This is a genomic window from Niastella populi (assembly GCF_002078015.1).
GTDB classification, from domain to species: Bacteria; Bacteroidota; Bacteroidia; order Chitinophagales; family Chitinophagaceae; genus Niastella; species Niastella populi.
This window is the reverse complement of sequence record NZ_LWBP01000190.1, coordinates 14076-30742: the sequence shown is the minus strand read 5'-3', so window position 1 is coordinate 30742 and position 16667 is coordinate 14076. Positions and strand designations below refer to the sequence as shown.

Annotated in this window: 12 protein-coding genes; 3 read left to right on the top strand and 9 right to left on the bottom strand. The window is 43.5% G+C overall.

Translation table 11 applies throughout. The features are described 5' to 3' along the window. Window positions 1-275: 275 nt before the first annotated feature. Together A4R26_RS19280 and A4R26_RS19275 are read right to left on the bottom strand one after the other, a co-directional pair. The gene (locus A4R26_RS19280) at window positions 276-1544 is read right to left on the bottom strand and encodes an O-antigen ligase family protein (RefSeq protein ID WP_081166754.1); all 1269 of its coding nucleotides are present in this window, start codon (window positions 1542-1544) and stop codon (window positions 276-278) included. A 30-nt stretch (window positions 1545-1574) separates the two neighbouring features. After that, entirely contained in the window at window positions 1575-2414 is an 840-nt protein-coding gene (locus A4R26_RS19275; protein WP_081166751.1) for a hypothetical protein, read from the bottom strand. A gap of 81 nt (window positions 2415-2495) precedes the next feature. Here A4R26_RS19275 and A4R26_RS19270 point away from each other — a divergent pair, with 81 nt between their 5' ends. Continuing rightward, complete coding sequence (locus tag A4R26_RS19270; protein WP_081166747.1) at window positions 2496-3764, top strand: oligosaccharide flippase family protein; 1269 nt, start codon at window positions 2496-2498, stop codon at window positions 3762-3764. A gap of 18 nt (window positions 3765-3782) precedes the next feature. Further along, window positions 3783-4982, top strand: a complete 1200-nt coding sequence (locus A4R26_RS19265; protein ID WP_081166743.1) for a hypothetical protein — start codon at window positions 3783-3785, stop codon at window positions 4980-4982. A gap of 174 nt (window positions 4983-5156) precedes the next feature. Here A4R26_RS19265 and A4R26_RS19260 read toward each other — a convergent pair whose 3' ends face one another. Both A4R26_RS19260 and A4R26_RS19255 read right to left on the bottom strand, forming a co-directional pair. Beyond that, window positions 5157-6296, bottom strand: coding sequence for a DUF1972 domain-containing protein (locus A4R26_RS19260; RefSeq protein WP_081166739.1), 1140 nt, complete (start codon window positions 6294-6296; stop codon window positions 5157-5159). Beyond that, complete coding sequence (locus A4R26_RS19255) at window positions 6293-7372, bottom strand: glycosyltransferase family 4 protein (RefSeq protein ID WP_081166735.1); 1080 nt, start codon at window positions 7370-7372, stop codon at window positions 6293-6295. The genes A4R26_RS19260 and A4R26_RS19255 overlap by 4 nt, the downstream gene beginning before the upstream one ends. 174 nt (window positions 7373-7546) lie before the next feature. On the opposite strand from A4R26_RS19255, the gene A4R26_RS19250 reads away from it, so the two are divergent. Then, entirely contained in the window at window positions 7547-8854 is a 1308-nt protein-coding gene (locus A4R26_RS19250; RefSeq protein WP_081166732.1) for an O-antigen ligase family protein, read from the top strand. Here A4R26_RS19250 and A4R26_RS19245 read toward each other — a convergent pair. The 5 genes from A4R26_RS19245 to A4R26_RS19225 form a co-directional block, all read right to left on the bottom strand. Beyond that, window positions 8848-9585 carry an ABC transporter ATP-binding protein gene (locus A4R26_RS19245; RefSeq protein WP_081166729.1) on the bottom strand — a complete coding sequence of 246 codons (738 nt, stop codon included), beginning with the start codon at window positions 9583-9585 and terminating at the stop codon, window positions 8848-8850. The genes A4R26_RS19250 and A4R26_RS19245 overlap by 7 nt on opposite strands. A 2-nt stretch (window positions 9586-9587) precedes the next feature. Next, the gene (locus tag A4R26_RS19240; protein ID WP_081166725.1) at window positions 9588-10385 is read right to left on the bottom strand and encodes an ABC transporter permease; all 798 of its coding nucleotides are present in this window, start codon (window positions 10383-10385) and stop codon (window positions 9588-9590) included. Window positions 10386-10392: 7 nt separating this feature from the next. Beyond that, complete coding sequence (locus tag A4R26_RS19235) at window positions 10393-12531, bottom strand: glycosyltransferase (RefSeq protein ID WP_278248433.1); 2139 nt, start codon at window positions 12529-12531, stop codon at window positions 10393-10395. A 110-nt stretch (window positions 12532-12641) separates the two neighbouring features. Further along, window positions 12642-14309 carry a glycosyltransferase gene (locus tag A4R26_RS19230; protein WP_081166718.1) on the bottom strand — a complete coding sequence of 556 codons (1668 nt, stop codon included), beginning with the start codon at window positions 14307-14309 and terminating at the stop codon, window positions 12642-12644. Continuing rightward, window positions 14306-16618, bottom strand: coding sequence for a glycosyltransferase family 4 protein (locus tag A4R26_RS19225; RefSeq protein WP_165760335.1), 2313 nt, complete (start codon window positions 16616-16618; stop codon window positions 14306-14308). Before A4R26_RS19225 ends, A4R26_RS19230 begins: the two co-directional genes overlap by 4 nt. Between the last annotated feature and the right edge of the window lie 49 nt (window positions 16619-16667).

The window sequence follows — 16667 nt, the reverse complement described above, 5'->3', positions numbered from 1 at the left end:
GCTCTGTCATATGAAAATACCCTGTTTTCATATGAAAATGGTGCCCTGTCATATGAAAATGGTGCGCTGTCATATGAAAATGCCATGTTTTCATATGAAAATGGTGCCCTGTCATATGAAAATACCCTGTTTTCATATGAAAATGATGCGCTGTCATATGAAAATACCCTGTTTTCATATGAAAATGATGCGCTGTCATATGAAAATACCCTGTTTTCTTATGAAAATCTTGCTATGCCACATGCCGGCTACCGGAGGATGGGTGTATAAAATCTTCATTTGGAATAACGATGAAAGAACAAAGGCAGAAAAATAAACAGCACCAGTCCGTATTGCGTTTCAAGTACCGCATCACTGAACGTATAGGTCAGCAAGAGGATCACCAGGGCGGTGAGCATATTGTTTTTATTTCGCACCGCCATGCTCACCAGCTCAACACAAATGGCTAAAAAACATATAAGTCCAATAATACCGGTTTGTAACAGCGCCTCTAAAAACTGGTTGTGGGTATTATACCCTAAAAAACCATGACTGGCGGTTCCCGGCACACCGGTATACATATGGGTTGATAAATATTTTTGATTCAGCAACTTCTGCGCCTTCGCCGGAGACACCCCCAACAACCAGGCCCGGTTCTCCTGCATGATCTCTTTTACAAACCGCCATTGCAGCAACCTGAACTGAATCCCGTTGAAATAATGCCCGGGTGTAAATGAAGTTTGTGTTACTATTCTCACATCGCCATGCATTACCTCATTGAAACGGCGGCTTACCGGGTTCTGCGTAAATAATAAACTGCAACTGCAAAGCGTGGTGGCCATCACTACTATGACAACAGCCCACCGGGTATTGAATTTATTTTGTAACCGGGTAAAGCCAAATACAGCCAGGTAAACCAGTAAAAAAACGATCACCAGTTTGGATGATAATAAGAAAATGCCGGTAATGAAATAAGCGGCAAGCAGAAAGTGAATACTTCTGTTATTGATATAACTCCCCTGTGAAGCTGCTTGTAATAACCACACCAATGCGGCAAATACAAAAATGGAAAACTGCACGGCATGGTGCCCAAGGTTGCTTACCAACTGGTGATAAAAAAAAACGGTTACAGGCGCCTGATAAAACCGGTAGTGTATAAACGCCACGCCCAAACACCAGGTAAGCATAATGGCAGCCGTTATAACATAAACCATCATTAATGAACGGAACCGGTTTTTGTCTATAAACGGACAGCAGTAAAATGCAAGTGGAATGAACAGTAAGGCGCTTTTTACCTGTACATGTTTCCAGCCCTCATAAAAATTATTCGAAAACGGCAGCCAGCTCAGTTGTAATAGAAAAAACAGGCTGCAAAAAAGCAGGAACCTGTTGCGTAATGCAGGGCTGAACCAGGAGCCGGTATCAACTTTATTTTTTATAAACCCGGTTACCAGTATCAATGCGATGGCAATACTGCTGATGGCTCTGAAGCCGCCTATCGCGCTGGCGAGAAAACACAGGTAAAAAAGGTGCAGTAGGTTATTGATCAGGTTGCTTTTTTCCATCGTGCCAACGATACAGGTTACAAATGTGGGTTATGTTTCGGCCAGTTTACGTTTAATGTATAAATACAATGCAAGAAGGCCACCGAGGAACAGCCCGCCGCCAAAGCCGATCACCAATAACTTTATCAATTGGGGGTGCGCTGGTTTTGATGGAGTATAAAAATTTTGTAACACATACACGCCCGAAGTAAAGGAAAGATTTTCTTCATAGTTGAGTTTCTTTTCCTGCAAACTGGCCAGTTGGCTGCTGATATCTGAAACACTTACCAAAAAACGCGCGCTGCCGGAGCTGTTCTGTTGTAAACTGCTTTCAACCGCGCCCTGTATGGCCGACAGCCGGGTGATCTCCTGTTGTACCGTCTGTATCATGGAACGCAGGATGGTTTTACGGGCAGCCAGTTTGTCTTTTACATATTCGCTGTTATCGAGCGCATACATTATGCCTTTTTGTAAGGGCCGCAGCACACCGGTGTCGGTAACCAACACGGTAAGTGTGAAGGCGGTGAAATTATTGGGCGAAACAGATTTTTGCAGTTCTTCTGTCTTAATGGATATTACCTTTTTTAAAAGGCCTTCTGCTATATTGAATTCCCGCGCCAGTACCGGCAGTTCTTTTTTCTTTAGCAGGTTACTCCAGCTATTGATGAGCTCCAGTTGTTCAGGATCGCTGAGGAGTGTTGGTTTCAGAACCAGCGATGAAGAATACAGGTTGGGAGTGGTCAGGAACCGGATGCCGCCGGCCAGCATTCCCGTTAAGGCAACTATCAGCAATAATTTTCCGTAATGCCTGAAGAAGGAAAGGGCATTCTTTAAAAGCGCCACTACATCCAGTTCATCGGCGGGGTGTTGTACCAGTTTAACCTGTTTCATCAATATCGATTACGGAAAATAACAGGCGAGGGTTGCGTTAATTGTTATAATTTGACCATTACTATTGCCTGAATCGTAAATATGGAAAGTACCAGTAGACGCAACCGGGTTTTTTCGAATTTTATAGCCCTCGGCATTTTACAGGGCGCCAACTTTTTGCTGCCTGTACTGGTAATGCCTTTTGTAATTAGAAAAATAGGGGCCGATGGGTATGGCGTGGTGGCCGTTGCCCAGGTAGTGATGCTGATGTTTTCGACGGTATGTGATTACGGGTTTAATTTAACGGCAACACGGGAACTGGCCATGCACCGCAACGATGCCGCCAAAAATGCCCGATTGTTCTTTACCGTTCTGGGGACCAAAATGGTTATCTGTATTGCTTTGTTCCTGCTGTTGCTGCTGCTGATCACCTTTGTTCCTTTTTTCAAGGCGCATTTTCAGTTATACCTTTTCGGGTTTTCCTGGGTAGTTGGCCAGGCGCTTTTGGTGAGCTGGTTCTTTCAGGGGGTAGAGAAAATGAAATACATCACTATTTACACCCTGCTGGCAAGATCACTGTTCGTAGTGCTGGTGTTTATATTTATCAGGGAGCGCGCAGATTACCGGTTCTTTATTTTATTTATGGGGGCGGGAAGTATGGTGGCAGGTATCTTTAGCATTGTCAAAGCCATCAGGCTTTGTGAGCTGCCGGTGATACGCCCGGTATGGAGCGATATAAAACACGAACTTAAAGAAGGCTGGCCGGTAATGATGTCCAATATTTCCATCAACACTTTTCTCAGCATCAATGTATTTATTTTACGATTGTTTACCAATGACCTGATAGCCGGTTATTACAGTGTGGCGGAGAAAATATTCCTGGCTGCCCGCCAGTTGCCGGTCATGTTTTCGCAGGCGGTTTACCCGCCGTTGTGCCAGTTGATGCAAAAAGGAAAAATGTCAACCCAAAGTTTTTTCAGGTCGGTATACATACCTTTTTTATTGCTGATGCTGCTGGCGGGCTTACTGTTATTCGGTTTTGCGCCATTTATTATTTCGTTGTTCCTGGGAGCCGATAGTGGAAATGCGGTACTGTTGCTTCGGTTGTTTTGCTTTGGGCCGTTGATCGTTTGTTTGCATATTCCGGCCAGCCAGTTGCTGATGGCGGCCAATCAAAAGAAAAGTTACCTGCGGGTGTTAACCGCCGGCGCCATGCTGAATATGATTGGTAACCTGCTGCTGGTACAGGTTTGGGGCCCGGTGGGCACAACTGTTACCGTTCTGCTGACCGAACTGTTTATAACCGTGGGCTTTAACCGGGCGCTTTATAAAAACAAACTGGCCGGTTACCTGAGCGCCGGCGCGAACTAAATCAATACAAGGGTGGGCATGCGATTCAGTAAATATTTTCCTGTTGCCTTTATATACTTCTTTATTAATTCATTCGGGTTGCCGTTTGGATTGACTTATACGGCGTTGTTAAGTCCGCTCCTGTATGTGTGGGTAGTAATAACGCGCCGCCAGGAAATATTGTGGCCGTTTCTGCTTGCGCTGGCGCCGGTGGTGCTTATTCATCTCAGCCTCGGTGTAGATGAAAAAAGTTATTTCATTTCCCTGTTGAACATAACGCTGGTGTATATTTTCTGCCGGGCAGCATATACCTTCTTTATAAAGTGCGAACACCCGGGCGAAATACTTCATCAGCTGCTGATCATCAATTTTGTTTGCTGCCTGATAGCCATACCGTTGTTCTTTACGCCGTATTCGCACCTCCTGTGGACGGAACAATTGATCACTACCGGGGTAGAAGCTGTACAGCGGTTGAGCCTGCTGACGTATGAGCCTTCATACTATGCCTTATTGTTCACCCCTTTGTTTTGTTATTTTTTGCTGCAGCTCATCTTTTACCGGAACAGGATCAATGGCTGGTTATTGCTGGTGATGTTGCTGCTGCCGCTGGCACTGTCGTTTTCATTAGGGGTTATCGGTTCACTGGTAATGGCGCTGGTTATTACATCGGTGGTTTACTTCAGAACGTTTATCCGCAATAAACGGTTCGTGAACCTTGCCGGAATAGCAATAGTGACCGGCATGGCGGCGGTAATGGCCGGCTTTATTTTCTTTCCTGAGAATATCCTGTTTGTTCGTATCGGTAATGTGCTTTCGGGAAAAGATTCGTCGGGCCGGGGCAGAACGTTTGAAGCATTCTGGCTGGCCGGTCAGTTGCTTGAAAAAAAGAGTTACTGGTGGGGCATTGGTGCGGGACAGATCAAGATCCTGGGTTTTGATCTCATTCGCGATTATTATGGGTATAGTTACGATACCGTGCGGGTGGCTATTCCCAACGCGGCCGCTGAAACCCTGGCGTTGTTTGGCTGGGTTGGTTTTATTGTAAGAATACTAACGGAATGGTTTTTATTTGTGTATACCAGGGTATGGCGTAATTATTACCGGCTGCTTTTGTTCGCCTTTATTTTTATTTACCAGTTTACGGGGAGTTTTATTACAAATGTGGCGGAGTATGTTATCTGGGTGATTGTTTTTACGCCGGTGTTTAAGGAGTATGATGTCGTGAAACGGCAATCGTGAATCGTGAAACGGCAAACGTGAAAGGCTCCTGCTTCATAGTTTACTACTTTAGGTTTGCCTCGCTACCCTACATTCCTTAGCATGCTAACCGCATTTCCTTTATCATCTCTATCACCTTTATCAACCCCTTAACTCGTCAACCCGTTAACCCGTCAACCCGTTAACTCGTCAACTTTACATAGTAGGTTTCTCTTTCAACGAGCGGCTCATTTTCTCTACTACACACCTTTGTAAAAAGTCCTCATATTTCTTTATCACCGTTTCCCAGTTGAACTGTTCCTTTATTTTTTGCAGGTTGCGATCGATCATACACGACTGCTCTTCGCCGCGGCTGATGTTTTCAATAAGCCCTTTTACTTCGTAAGGCGAAGAAAAATAAAATGCATCGTCCTGTAATACCGAGCGGTTAAAGGCATTCTCATGCGCCGCTACCAGCGCCCGGCTGGCCATGGCTTCCAGTAACGATGGGTTGGTTCCGCCTACACTGTGGCCGTGGAAATACAGGTTGGAGTAGTATTTGAGTGTGTGGATCTTTTGCGGATGATTGTAAATGCCGCCGGTGAAAACGATCCGTTTATCGTGTTTGAATTTCTGAACCAGTTGCCGGCCCAGTTTATTGTCGACCGAACCAATTACCAGGAATTGTTTTGTGCTATTGCTGGCATGAAACCCATCGAGTATCATTTCGATATTGTTCTCAGCGGCCATGCGGGCCATCAGGATATAATACCCGTGTTTTTTTACGCCATATTCCTGTAACAGGCTTTCATCTTCATTGTCGAGTATTTCTGCACCATAGGGAATATGTTCGCTGCTGATGGCATATTTGCTTTTCAGGTATGATTGAATAACTATGGAGTCGGCAATATGATAATGGCTGAACCGAACAGCCAGCTTTTCGGCCAGCATCAGGAACTTCTGCACCGGTTTTGAATACTTGGTGCGCTTCCATTCAAGCCCGTCCATATTGAAGATGAGCGTGCTTTGTTGGGGGTAGAACCAGCCCCAGGCCGAACTGCTGGTGAAACCCAGCATCAGGATCACGTCGAAATTACGCCGCCTGGCATCGATGATGCAGTTGAAGTCATAGATGAATTGCCCAAAACTGCCCAACTGGTATTCGGGATCATAACAGTGAATAAGCTGAACATCGTTCCAGGTACTGCTATTGTAAGGGTGGTTGTGGGAATTGTATACAAAAACCTCATGTCCTTTTGCCACCAAACCTGTTGACAGGTATTCGGCAAACTGTTCAAATCCGCCGTAGTGATTGGGGATGCCCCGGGTACCTAATATGCCTATCCGTAGTGTCATAGTTGTAGTACTTGTTTATATGCGATTGCCGTTTGCGATGCTGCCTGTTGCCAGGTGTATTGGGCCATTATTTTGTTGCTGAGCGTATCGGTTGCCGGTGCTGATGCCGCTTTTTCTACCGCGGCAAAAATACTTTCGGGCGATGCGGGGTCGCAATACACGGCTTCATCCCCGAAGTATTCGCGGGTATATCCTTTATCGGTTATCACTACCCTGCAACCCATAGCGGCTGCTTCAAGGGTAGAAAGGCCGCAGGTTTCGAACCAGCTTGGTAAAATATGAATACCGGCCAGCTGGTACCAGTCGGTCAAGGCGTCCTGTGGCAGGTGATTTATAAAGGAAATATTGGCTGCTGCCTGTTTGCGGCATTCGAAATAATAGGGTAACTGATTAGGGGCAGGGTTGCCAATGATCACCAGCCGGTACCTGGTATTGTTAAGCGCTTTTATCAGGTTCAGCTGGTTTTTGAGGCCTTCTATTCTTGCCACGCATAATACCAGTGCGGGGTCTTTGGGCCGATCGTTCTTCAACGTAAATAAAGCCGGGTCAATGCCATTGGGAACAAGGGTGTAACCAGGCAGCTGTACATTGAACCCGGCCAACTGGTCGTATTCCAGTTTCGTGTTGGGCAGGATGCGGGCTGCCTGTTGCAATATTTTTTGAATGCTTTGTTTATGCCCCTTCCATAAATACGACCTGCTCATCAATACATCATTGCCCTGCGCCCAGCGGGCGATTGTTTTTATGTACTCGATACTATTCTTTGGCAGAAAACGGAACAACGAACCGGCGATTCCTTTTCGGTACAACTGGTCATATTCATGATAGTTGACCAGGTTAGGCGAAACCACAAATGGCTTTTTCGACCGGGTAATATGGCACACGATATCTGCCGGCCGCACGATATTGAAAAAGTGCAGCAGATCGTATTGCCGGTATTGAACAGGTTGATTGGTTAATGTAATGTCGGCGGCTATTCCCAGCCGCTTTAATTCCCGGGCTGTATTGATGATCTGAAAGGTATCTCCCCCTTTTACGGAATATAAAGTTGACCTGGTAATGAGCGCGACTTTCATGATGCCTTTCTTATTCTATAATTCGTAGTAAACTGCGGTAGAGTTGCCTGTGGTAAATTTTATTTTGGCGGCAGTGGGGGGCAACACAGGCATCATGAATTCGTTAAATAGCGGTATATAATTGCTGTAAATAACCGGGTAACTGTATTTTTGCCCGTAAAGGAGATACCCTATATGCGATCCCTGTTTTTGATGGATGACCAGGCTGGTTTATTGACTGTAAAGGATAAAATCTTATATGTGCTGGTGGGCATATTTCTTATCACCTTTTACCCTGCTCATATCCCATCGGTAAATGTTACGGCGTTGGTCCTTTTGTCGGTATACTGCTTTTTTGTTTATAATTCTTTCCGCGAAAAAAAGCGGTTGATGCGCCGGCGGCCGGAAGCCATTGCCATGGCCCTGTTCTACGTGCTGCATATTGTCAGTGCGTTCCTTTCGAAAGATCAGGAGGAAGGATTTTCCTGGGCCGTGGTGCGTATGCCGTTGTTTGTGTTCCCGGTTTCACTGGGACTGGTGTTCATAAAACAGGCGCTGAAAGAAAGGATACTGTTTTCGTATGCCGTGATCACAACGATCACCGTGCTGCTCTGTATTATTTATGCGGGTTATCAAAGTATCTCTTTACAGGATGCTTCGTTGTTATATAATGATAACCTTACTTACCTCATCGATAAACAATCAGTTTATATTGCTTTGCTGGTGAACCTGGCTGTTTTTTCCTTTGGTTATTTGATCAGTATAAAGTCTGCCCTGGTGAGTAAAAAAGGGTGGATCTATGCCTGCTTTTTTGTTTTGCTGGTGGGGAATTTTTTAATGGCCAGCCGTATGGCCATCACCACTTTATATGGCAGTATTATTTTAGTGGCGGTGTGGCGTGCCATTCAAAAGAAAAAGGGTTTACAGTTAGGAGTAATTGCCGTTTCAATAGCGGCCGCTTTGTTCCTGTTTGTGAATTTCTTTCCAAAAACAGTGAACCGTTTCAGGGAGCTGGCCTATACCAGTTTCGACTATTCACACAAGGGGGAGGAAAGCCATTTTAACAGAGATGAGGTAACGCCCGATCAGTGGAATGGCGCCAACATCAGGCTGGCGGTGTGGAGTTGTGGCTGGGAAGTGATAAAACAGCATCCGGTATTTGGTGTGCAGTTGGGCGATAAAGTGCCCGAGCTGATGAAAGTGTACAAGGCCCGGCATTTTGATTTTGCCTACGACAGCCGGCGCAATATGCACAACAATTACCTCGATATATGGGCCAGTTTTGGAACGGTAGGTTTGTTGTTATTCCTCTACGGTTTTTTATTTGAACCTATTCGCCAGGGCATAAAGACCAGAGATATCTTCGGATTGTTTGTGATAGCGGCTTTCATGCTGTCGTTCAGCACCGAAACTTATTTCGACCGCAGTATGGGTAATATGATGTTCTCTTTCTTTATCGCTTTTATAATAAGTTACAGGGAGCCTGTTCGTAAAGGCTACTGATGATTATCGTCAATATACATCTGGATCGCTTTATCGGTATCGCCAAAATATATCAGGCTGCCATTTTTCATAAAGGCGGTGCGGTTGCAATATTTCTGTACTACATCCATGCTATGGCTCACGAGGATGACGGTCTTTCCTTCGATCCAGCTCGATTCAAATACTTTGATGGCTTTTTCCTGGAACTTCATATCGCCCACGGCGAAGATCTCATCGAGGAACATGATATCGGCGCCTGCATTTACGGCAATGGAGAATCCCAGTCTTGCCACCATCCCCGATGAAAAATATTTGATCTTGGTATCAACAAATTCACGAAGCTCTGCGAAGTCTACGATCGTATCGAAAATAGCGTCGATTTCTTTGATCTTTAACCCCAGCACGGAAGCTGATACATAAATGTTCTCACGGGCGGTTAGCTGATGGCTCATGCCTACGCCGAGGTTCATCAACAGCGTAGTGCCGTTAATGTTTATTTCGCCGGTATCAATGGGAAATACGCCGGCCAGCAACCTGATGAGGGTTGATTTACCGCAACCATTTCTTCCCAGTATACCAATACATTCGCCTTTGTATATTTCAAAGTCCATGGGCTTTATGGCCGGTACTTTTTTCGAACGGGGAGGGTTGAACAGGTTGAATAACCGGTGTTTTACGGTATTATGACTGTCTTCGGAAATGTGAAAAGTTTTACTGATCCCTTTAGCCTGTATGGCCAACGCCTTTGTCATGTTTATAGTTTTTCAGCAGCTTTTGATCCTAATTTGTTTAAAAGGAACAATCCGAAGATTAATAATAAAACAGCATACCCGAAATCGAACATGAATAATTTGAGATCGGGGCTGGTTCCTTCCATGGTTATTTTACGGGCATTGATAATGATACCCGCTAAAGGATTAAGGTAATCGAACGTGGGTAAAGCTTCTTTAAATTTATCGAGGTTATAAAGTATTGGTGATAAAAAGAACAACACCTGTGTAAATACCTGCCAGATCTGCGTAATGTCTTTTGCAATAACGTAAATGTTCGAAATGATGAGCGAAGTGGCAAGTGCCAGCATATATAGATTGATAAACAGCGGTATTATCCAAAGCGTTTGCAGGTTACTGTGGGATGTTCCACGTTCAATAAAGTTGAAGAATAAAAGGAACATGATGAAGTTGAAAAAGAAACCAATGGAGTTGCTCAACAGCGTGGAAACATAAATTTCCAGCTTGTTCATGTTGCTGTATTCGTACAAATATTTTTTTGTGTTCAGGATCTGAACGGTGCCGGTGGTTGATTCAAGAAAGAAGTTCCAGATGATGAGCCCGATAAACAGGTAAGAAGCAAAAGCCGGAATGTTTTGTTTCATGATCACCTGAAACACCACATAATAAATAGCTATGTCCATCAGGGGCTTTATCAACGCCCAGAACAAACCGAGTTTGTTTTCATAATACCTTAGTTTAAACTCGATCTTGGCAAGCAACCAAAGCCGTTCCGACTTGTTTGATCGTTTGAACCAGTCTGTTAAAATTGATACGATCATTAACTATTTATTTTTTTAAGCGCAGGGCTATTTTTTTTAATGTTTTATTCCTCTTTACAAACGCTTTGGCCTTCCTGTATAACCAGCTGTTGTTCTCGGCATTTGTAACCACATTCACCGCAAAGGTTGGGTTATCAAAAAGAAAACCAGGACCGTTCGCATTCAATAAATTGTTTATTTGGGTTGCAAATGTACTATAATAAGAGCTATGTTTCTCGGCGATGTATTTATAAGAATACAGGAGCTTTTCCCGCGTTATTTTTCTTATCATAGAGTCGCCGCGCACCCGGTAACGGAAAAGGAACTCTGGCAAAACAACTCCGTTATATCCTTCTGACAACAAATGGATTACACTTTCATAATCTTCCAGGCCGTAGTCTACGGTTTTATCATTCAGCCCTGCTGCCAGGAAGGCGGCTTTTTTATAAACCAGGCCGCTGCTGTTAACCGGGTTATGCACCAGCGCATAGGGCGGCTGGGGGGTAAAGGTTGCCCATTTCCGGTTGGTATCTTCAAAATACTGAACAAAACTTCCGGCAAAGAACACGTTGTCGTACTGTTTAAGTACCCGCAACGCTTTTTCATAATATTCGGGTGTTACCAGGTCATCGGCGTCGAGGAATGCCAGCCAATCGCCGTTCGCTTTTCCCGCCCCGTAATTGCGGGTAAAGGCCAACCCTTCATTTGGTTTATGAAATACCGTAACGCCGGCTGTTTTTTCCATTTCTTTTAATACGTCCAGGCTTTCTGCCTCGGTGCTTCCGTCGTTGATGATCAGGATCTCGATGTTGCGCCAGGTAGAAGATTTTACCGATTGCACACACTCCTTTATGTATTTGCCCATATTGTAATATGGTATAACAACGCTCAACAGGTTTCCGTTTCCTGCAACCGGTTTGAACTGATTCTGATACAAAAATGGGTAGGTTGTCGAAGTCTTTTTATTTTTTATAATGTCGTTTAGTAATGGCAGTTTTTGTTCTTTGATCACGGCAGGGTCGTACATGGCGGCCACCTGCGCTTTGGCTGCTTTGCCAATGGCGGCTATCTGCTCATCGGTTAATGAAATAACCAGTTTAAGCTTTTCCTCAAAATCGCCTTCAATAGTATGGTCGAACAAAAATCCGCTTACGCCATGTTCTATCATTTCGCGCTGGCCTCCCTGTACTGATGCCAGCACCACTTTGCCGAGGGCCATGGCTTCAATGACCACATACGGCAGGTTGTCGACTATACTGGGCACAATGATCACATGGGCGCTATGCAGCTCCTGCTCAATAAACTCAGGTTTTATTTTGCCGTGCAACAGCAATTGACCGTTTTTGAGATATTGTTCATATTGTTTGCTGACAATCTGCCCCATCGTTAACTGCTCTGGATGAAATACTATATCGGTACCACCGATAACGTGCAGCGAATGTTTAAATCCGGTATCCCACATTTTTTTGAAATAGGATAACAGTTCAAAGCTGCCTTTCTGGGCCGAGAGCTTGCCATAATAAACGATTTTATTCCTTTTTATTGTATGAGCCACCTTGTGGGTGGGAGTAATATACGGGTTGCGGATTACTGTTTTATTTTTCGCAGTCAGGTCAACGTAGGGTTGAATGGCATCAACCATATATTGGGTAGGCGCTATCAGCCAGTCGGCCATAACCAGCGTTTCTTTTTCCATTTCGCAGGTATGGAAATCGGGAAACCGGTAGGTAGGCACCCGGTTATACTCGAGGTATAAAAAGGCCGGTGAATGCAGGGTTATTACAACCGGAACATCTTTTACCTCCTCGTAAAGAAGGTGTTTGAACTGCAACAGGTACCAGGCAATGCCCAGGTAATCCTGTGCTTCAATGATATCGGGCCGGCCTTCCATTTTTATGATATGTTGAACAATGTTGGCGAATTCGTAACTGAGGCGGGCGGCAAAACCAAAAGCTTCTGTTGTTTTGGTACGGTTTGTATTGAATTTGATAAGGCGGTTTCCTTCCGGGGTGTTGTATACTTTGTAATCCGAAACAGAGTCGTCGGGAATGAAAGTGGTCATTTCTATCTTAGAATCAGCGAACATACGGCCTGTTTGGTAGCAATATGTGCTTATACCTCCTCCGTGAAATGGCGGATATTCAGTTGTCAGTAGCCAGAATTTCAAATTTAAATTTTTGATCGCTGCAATGTAATGAAATATGCGATATGCTTAACAATGGCCGCCTTTCAGGTGTAGTTAAAATGTTGTTTTTCAATGTTTGGTACGGATATTTGCTATTGGCCGTTCCTCATTTTACTTCTCAGGCCGATTGCCAGTTTGTGAAGCCGGGGATATTTATCGAATACAGCTTCAACGATGGCCCTTCCAACACCTGTGCGGGAAGTAAATTTTTTTGTAAAACGGCTGGGGAATGTGGGATTGTCGTGCATATAACCGGGGCCGTTGGCGTTTAAAATATTGACACATTCAGCTCCGTATTTGTCAAAAAGCGTTTTGTGTTTTTGGGATATGAGAGAATAGAGGTATAATTTTTTGTCATCGGTAAAACCTCTTGCCATCGATTGTTCCCTGATCCGGTAATTGTAAAGTGCTTCCGGTATCGTGAAACCATGATACCCTTTTGAAACCATATTTATAGCCATTTCATAGTCTTCCATGCCGTAAACAAGAGATCTGTCGTACCCTCCTGTTTGCAGAATATCAAACGTTTTGAACAGGCAGCCGCTGTGCACGGTATTGTGATAGAGCAGGTAAGGTACTTCAGGATTTTGGGCCGGCCAGATACCCTCTTCAGCACCAAAATACTTTAACCAGCAACTTACAAAACTTATATTTTCATAACGATCCAGTATGGATATACACCGTTGGAAATAGTCGGGATGAACCGTATCATCGGGGTCGAGGAAAATTATATATTTTGATTTGGCGTTTGATAAACCGGTATTTCTGGCTGAGGAAAGGCCGCCGTTTGACTGGCGGATGATGTCGATTGCCGGGTATTTTTCCTGAATGTTCTTTAACATTTTGATACTCTCAGCATCAGTGCTGCCGTCATCGATAATGATAATCTTTATATTTTTATAGGAACTGGCCAGAACCGACTCTACACTCTCGCCGACAAATGCCCCCATATTGTAATATGGAATTACAATAGTAAGGCCATCTTCCAACATACCCGGCTTTACAGGAAGATGTTTGGGCTGCGGCCTGAGAACGGGTAATTCTTTACTGGCAATACTTGTTGCAATAAGATCTGTGACGATCTTATATTTTGTTGAATAAAAATTTTCTGGTGAACAAATGTCATCTTCCGTCAACGGGAGCATTGTTGCGATGTGCGACGTTGCGCGAAACGGGTAGGGGATATGATGTGTTTGTTTGAGGTATGCTTCAGGCATTTGCTGTTTTAATAACTGAGTCAGCAGCCTGTTAGGTGATATGTGCAGATCGGCTGCCAGTATACTGAACTTTTCCATTTCCCCGGTCCAGTATTGCGGAAACCGGAAGGCAGGGCTGTGGTTGTGTGCATGTATGATGAAAGAAGGCATATGCGATGTTACGATCACCGGTATATTTTTTAAAAGCGGTTCTCCTGCATATTTCCTTAATAAAAGATAATAACCTATACCCAGGTATTCCTGGGTTTCAATTACATCGGGGGTATCTACGGCTAAAAGTTTTATCACCTCATTGGCAAATTCAAAACTCAATGCGGCATCAGGTCCCATGAATTTCGTTGATTCGCGGCCATTTAGTGAAAAAGTATATAGTCTTATTTTGTCGGAAATATTGGTTACGTTATCCGTGTTTTCTTTCCTGCCATGAATGATCAAAACCTCATGGCCATTTGCAGCAAAAATATCGGCATGTTCTTTAACGTACATGCCGATATCTGTATCGCCATCTGAAGTATACACTGTTGTCAGTAACCAGTATTTCATTTGTGATTTTGACTTTTCGGTAATAATGACCTTAATTTTCTGTGCCCCTGGAACACCTTTATAATATGGCCCAATCGCTTAAACCAAAGGGGCAATACTTCGTATTCTTTAAGATACCAGTTCTTCGTGTTGGTAAAGTTTTGCTTCCAGTAAGTCAGTTCTTCCTGTAATCCGATTGACTCTCTGGCCTCGATTTGAACTATTTTATTGAATATTGACAGATTTACCTCTTTCTGTCCGGTTGATGCCAGATTTATTTCTTCCGTTATAATATTGGTTTCGTATGGGAATTTCTTGAAATGAAGTTTTTTGTTATCTTTTTTGTGAAAATAATATTGAAATAAATTTTCAAATTTTTCACATTTGCTTTTCCATGACCATGTACTTATGCGGATACGATTTTCTTTTGCCAGTTTCAGTAATATGCTTTTGTCGTTTATCAAAGTGATCAGCTTGCTTTTCAAACAATCTTTCGTGCGGTCTTCAAGAATGAATTTGCGTTGTTCTTTGCCGAATACTTCCTTTACGATACCTACATCTGTGGTGATAATACCTATTCCGCAGGCCATCGATTCCAAAACCGGGTTGGGTGTGCCTTCAATATCCGAGGCGCATATGTAAACATCCAGTTTGTTGTAGAAATCGTTCATTTGAGATTTCGGAATACGTGTCTTTGGTTCATGCCTGTCGGCATAAACCAACGTAATATTATAACCTTCCTTTATCAACTCAGCAACAGCAGGTTTAATAATCGTGTCAAAACCTTTATGATCGATACCGTCCTCCTGCATACCCCACTTGCTGTTGCCGGCCCAGCCAACGACGAGGGGAGACGATGAATCGGAAAACGTCATATTTTCTTTCCTTTTGAAATTTTCGATATCCACTCCGTCCTGAATAACTGTGTAAGGTTTGATATAACCTTCTATCTGGTCGTAGATTTTTTTAAGCTTATGGGACGATACGAAGTAACCGTCAACGTGATTCGAAAAAATATCGAAGTTGTTTTTTATTTCTGCAGGCTTCAGAAATAAATGGTCATAAACGCCGGTCAACAGAACAGTTTCGTTAAGGAACTGCTCATAGTGTTCCTGACTGATACCAAATTTGTTTATAAGATATTCCTTGTTCTCATAACTGAAGATTTGCTTCAAGACAAGCCGCCAGAAACACAAAATCATATCAAACTTTTCATGGTACAGAACAGCAAAGAGATCAAGCCATTTGTCGCCCTTGAAATCGGCCTGGAAATAAATAGTGAAATCGTATTTATCTGACAAATGTGTTTCAATATTTTTGGCAATGTTATGGAAGGCCCACTCCTTTATATCTACGATCAGGGCAATCCTTTTTTTCTGTCTTTCACCTTTAATTTCTTCTTTGATATCTTCTGAATAGGTAATGTTGCCGGTTATATTACCGGGTATGGCGTTCTGTATTTCCTGATTGTTGAATGAATTGTCTTTATCAGATCTTACAGGGTTGGGAACATTTGTCGATACTTTGGTTTCTCCCAGCACAAAATCGTTGACATTGCCTATTTTTATGCCTTTTTTATAAATGCGGAAGGACAACTCCACGTCATCCAAACCATTTTTGGAACTATTTGAAAAACCGCCTTCCTGCAGGAAGGCTTTCCGGTTTACCACACAGGAACTGCTAAACAGGTAATCTGATAAAAAGGGACTTTGGATATTCACCTCTGTAAACTCAACACCCGGTTTAAAATCAAAATAACTGCCTGAAACCAGGTAAGTATTGTTGTCATTCTGGTTTGCCAAAAGAGCGCCCCCAAGTGAACTTATGCTCCCGTTTTCGTTGTTAACGATGGGTAAGTTTATAAAGTTAACACCCAGTTCTTCAATAGTTGTCTTTATGGCCGCAAGCGGATCTTTTATAAAATGCATACCGGGTTCAATAAAAAGAAGCCAGTTATTATCCACGTTGGCGGCCATGGTATTCTTAATGTCAACTACAGTAGCATTCTCTTTTTGTTCTAATATTTTTACCGGAACCGCACTTGTTTTCAGGTACTCTTCCACGTTTATTGTTTGTTCCGAAAGCCGGTTATCGGTAGAAAGTATAATACATCCTTTAAAATCAGGTAGGTTGTATTCAATGGACGACAGCAGTACGATCACTTCGGCTGCATCACGAATGCTATGCAGGCAGATAGCCAGATCTGAGCCGTCTGTATGAAAGGAATCGAAGGCAGATTCAGGAAAAAGCTCTTTGGCATGTTCGTTAAAAAAATAGGAGGTCGCTTTAATACCGTTGCTAAAGTTAGTCTCCTTGGATAAAGGGTGCATTAATGTGTATTTAGATTTGAAAAATTCCATTGACAATTGACCGCAATCC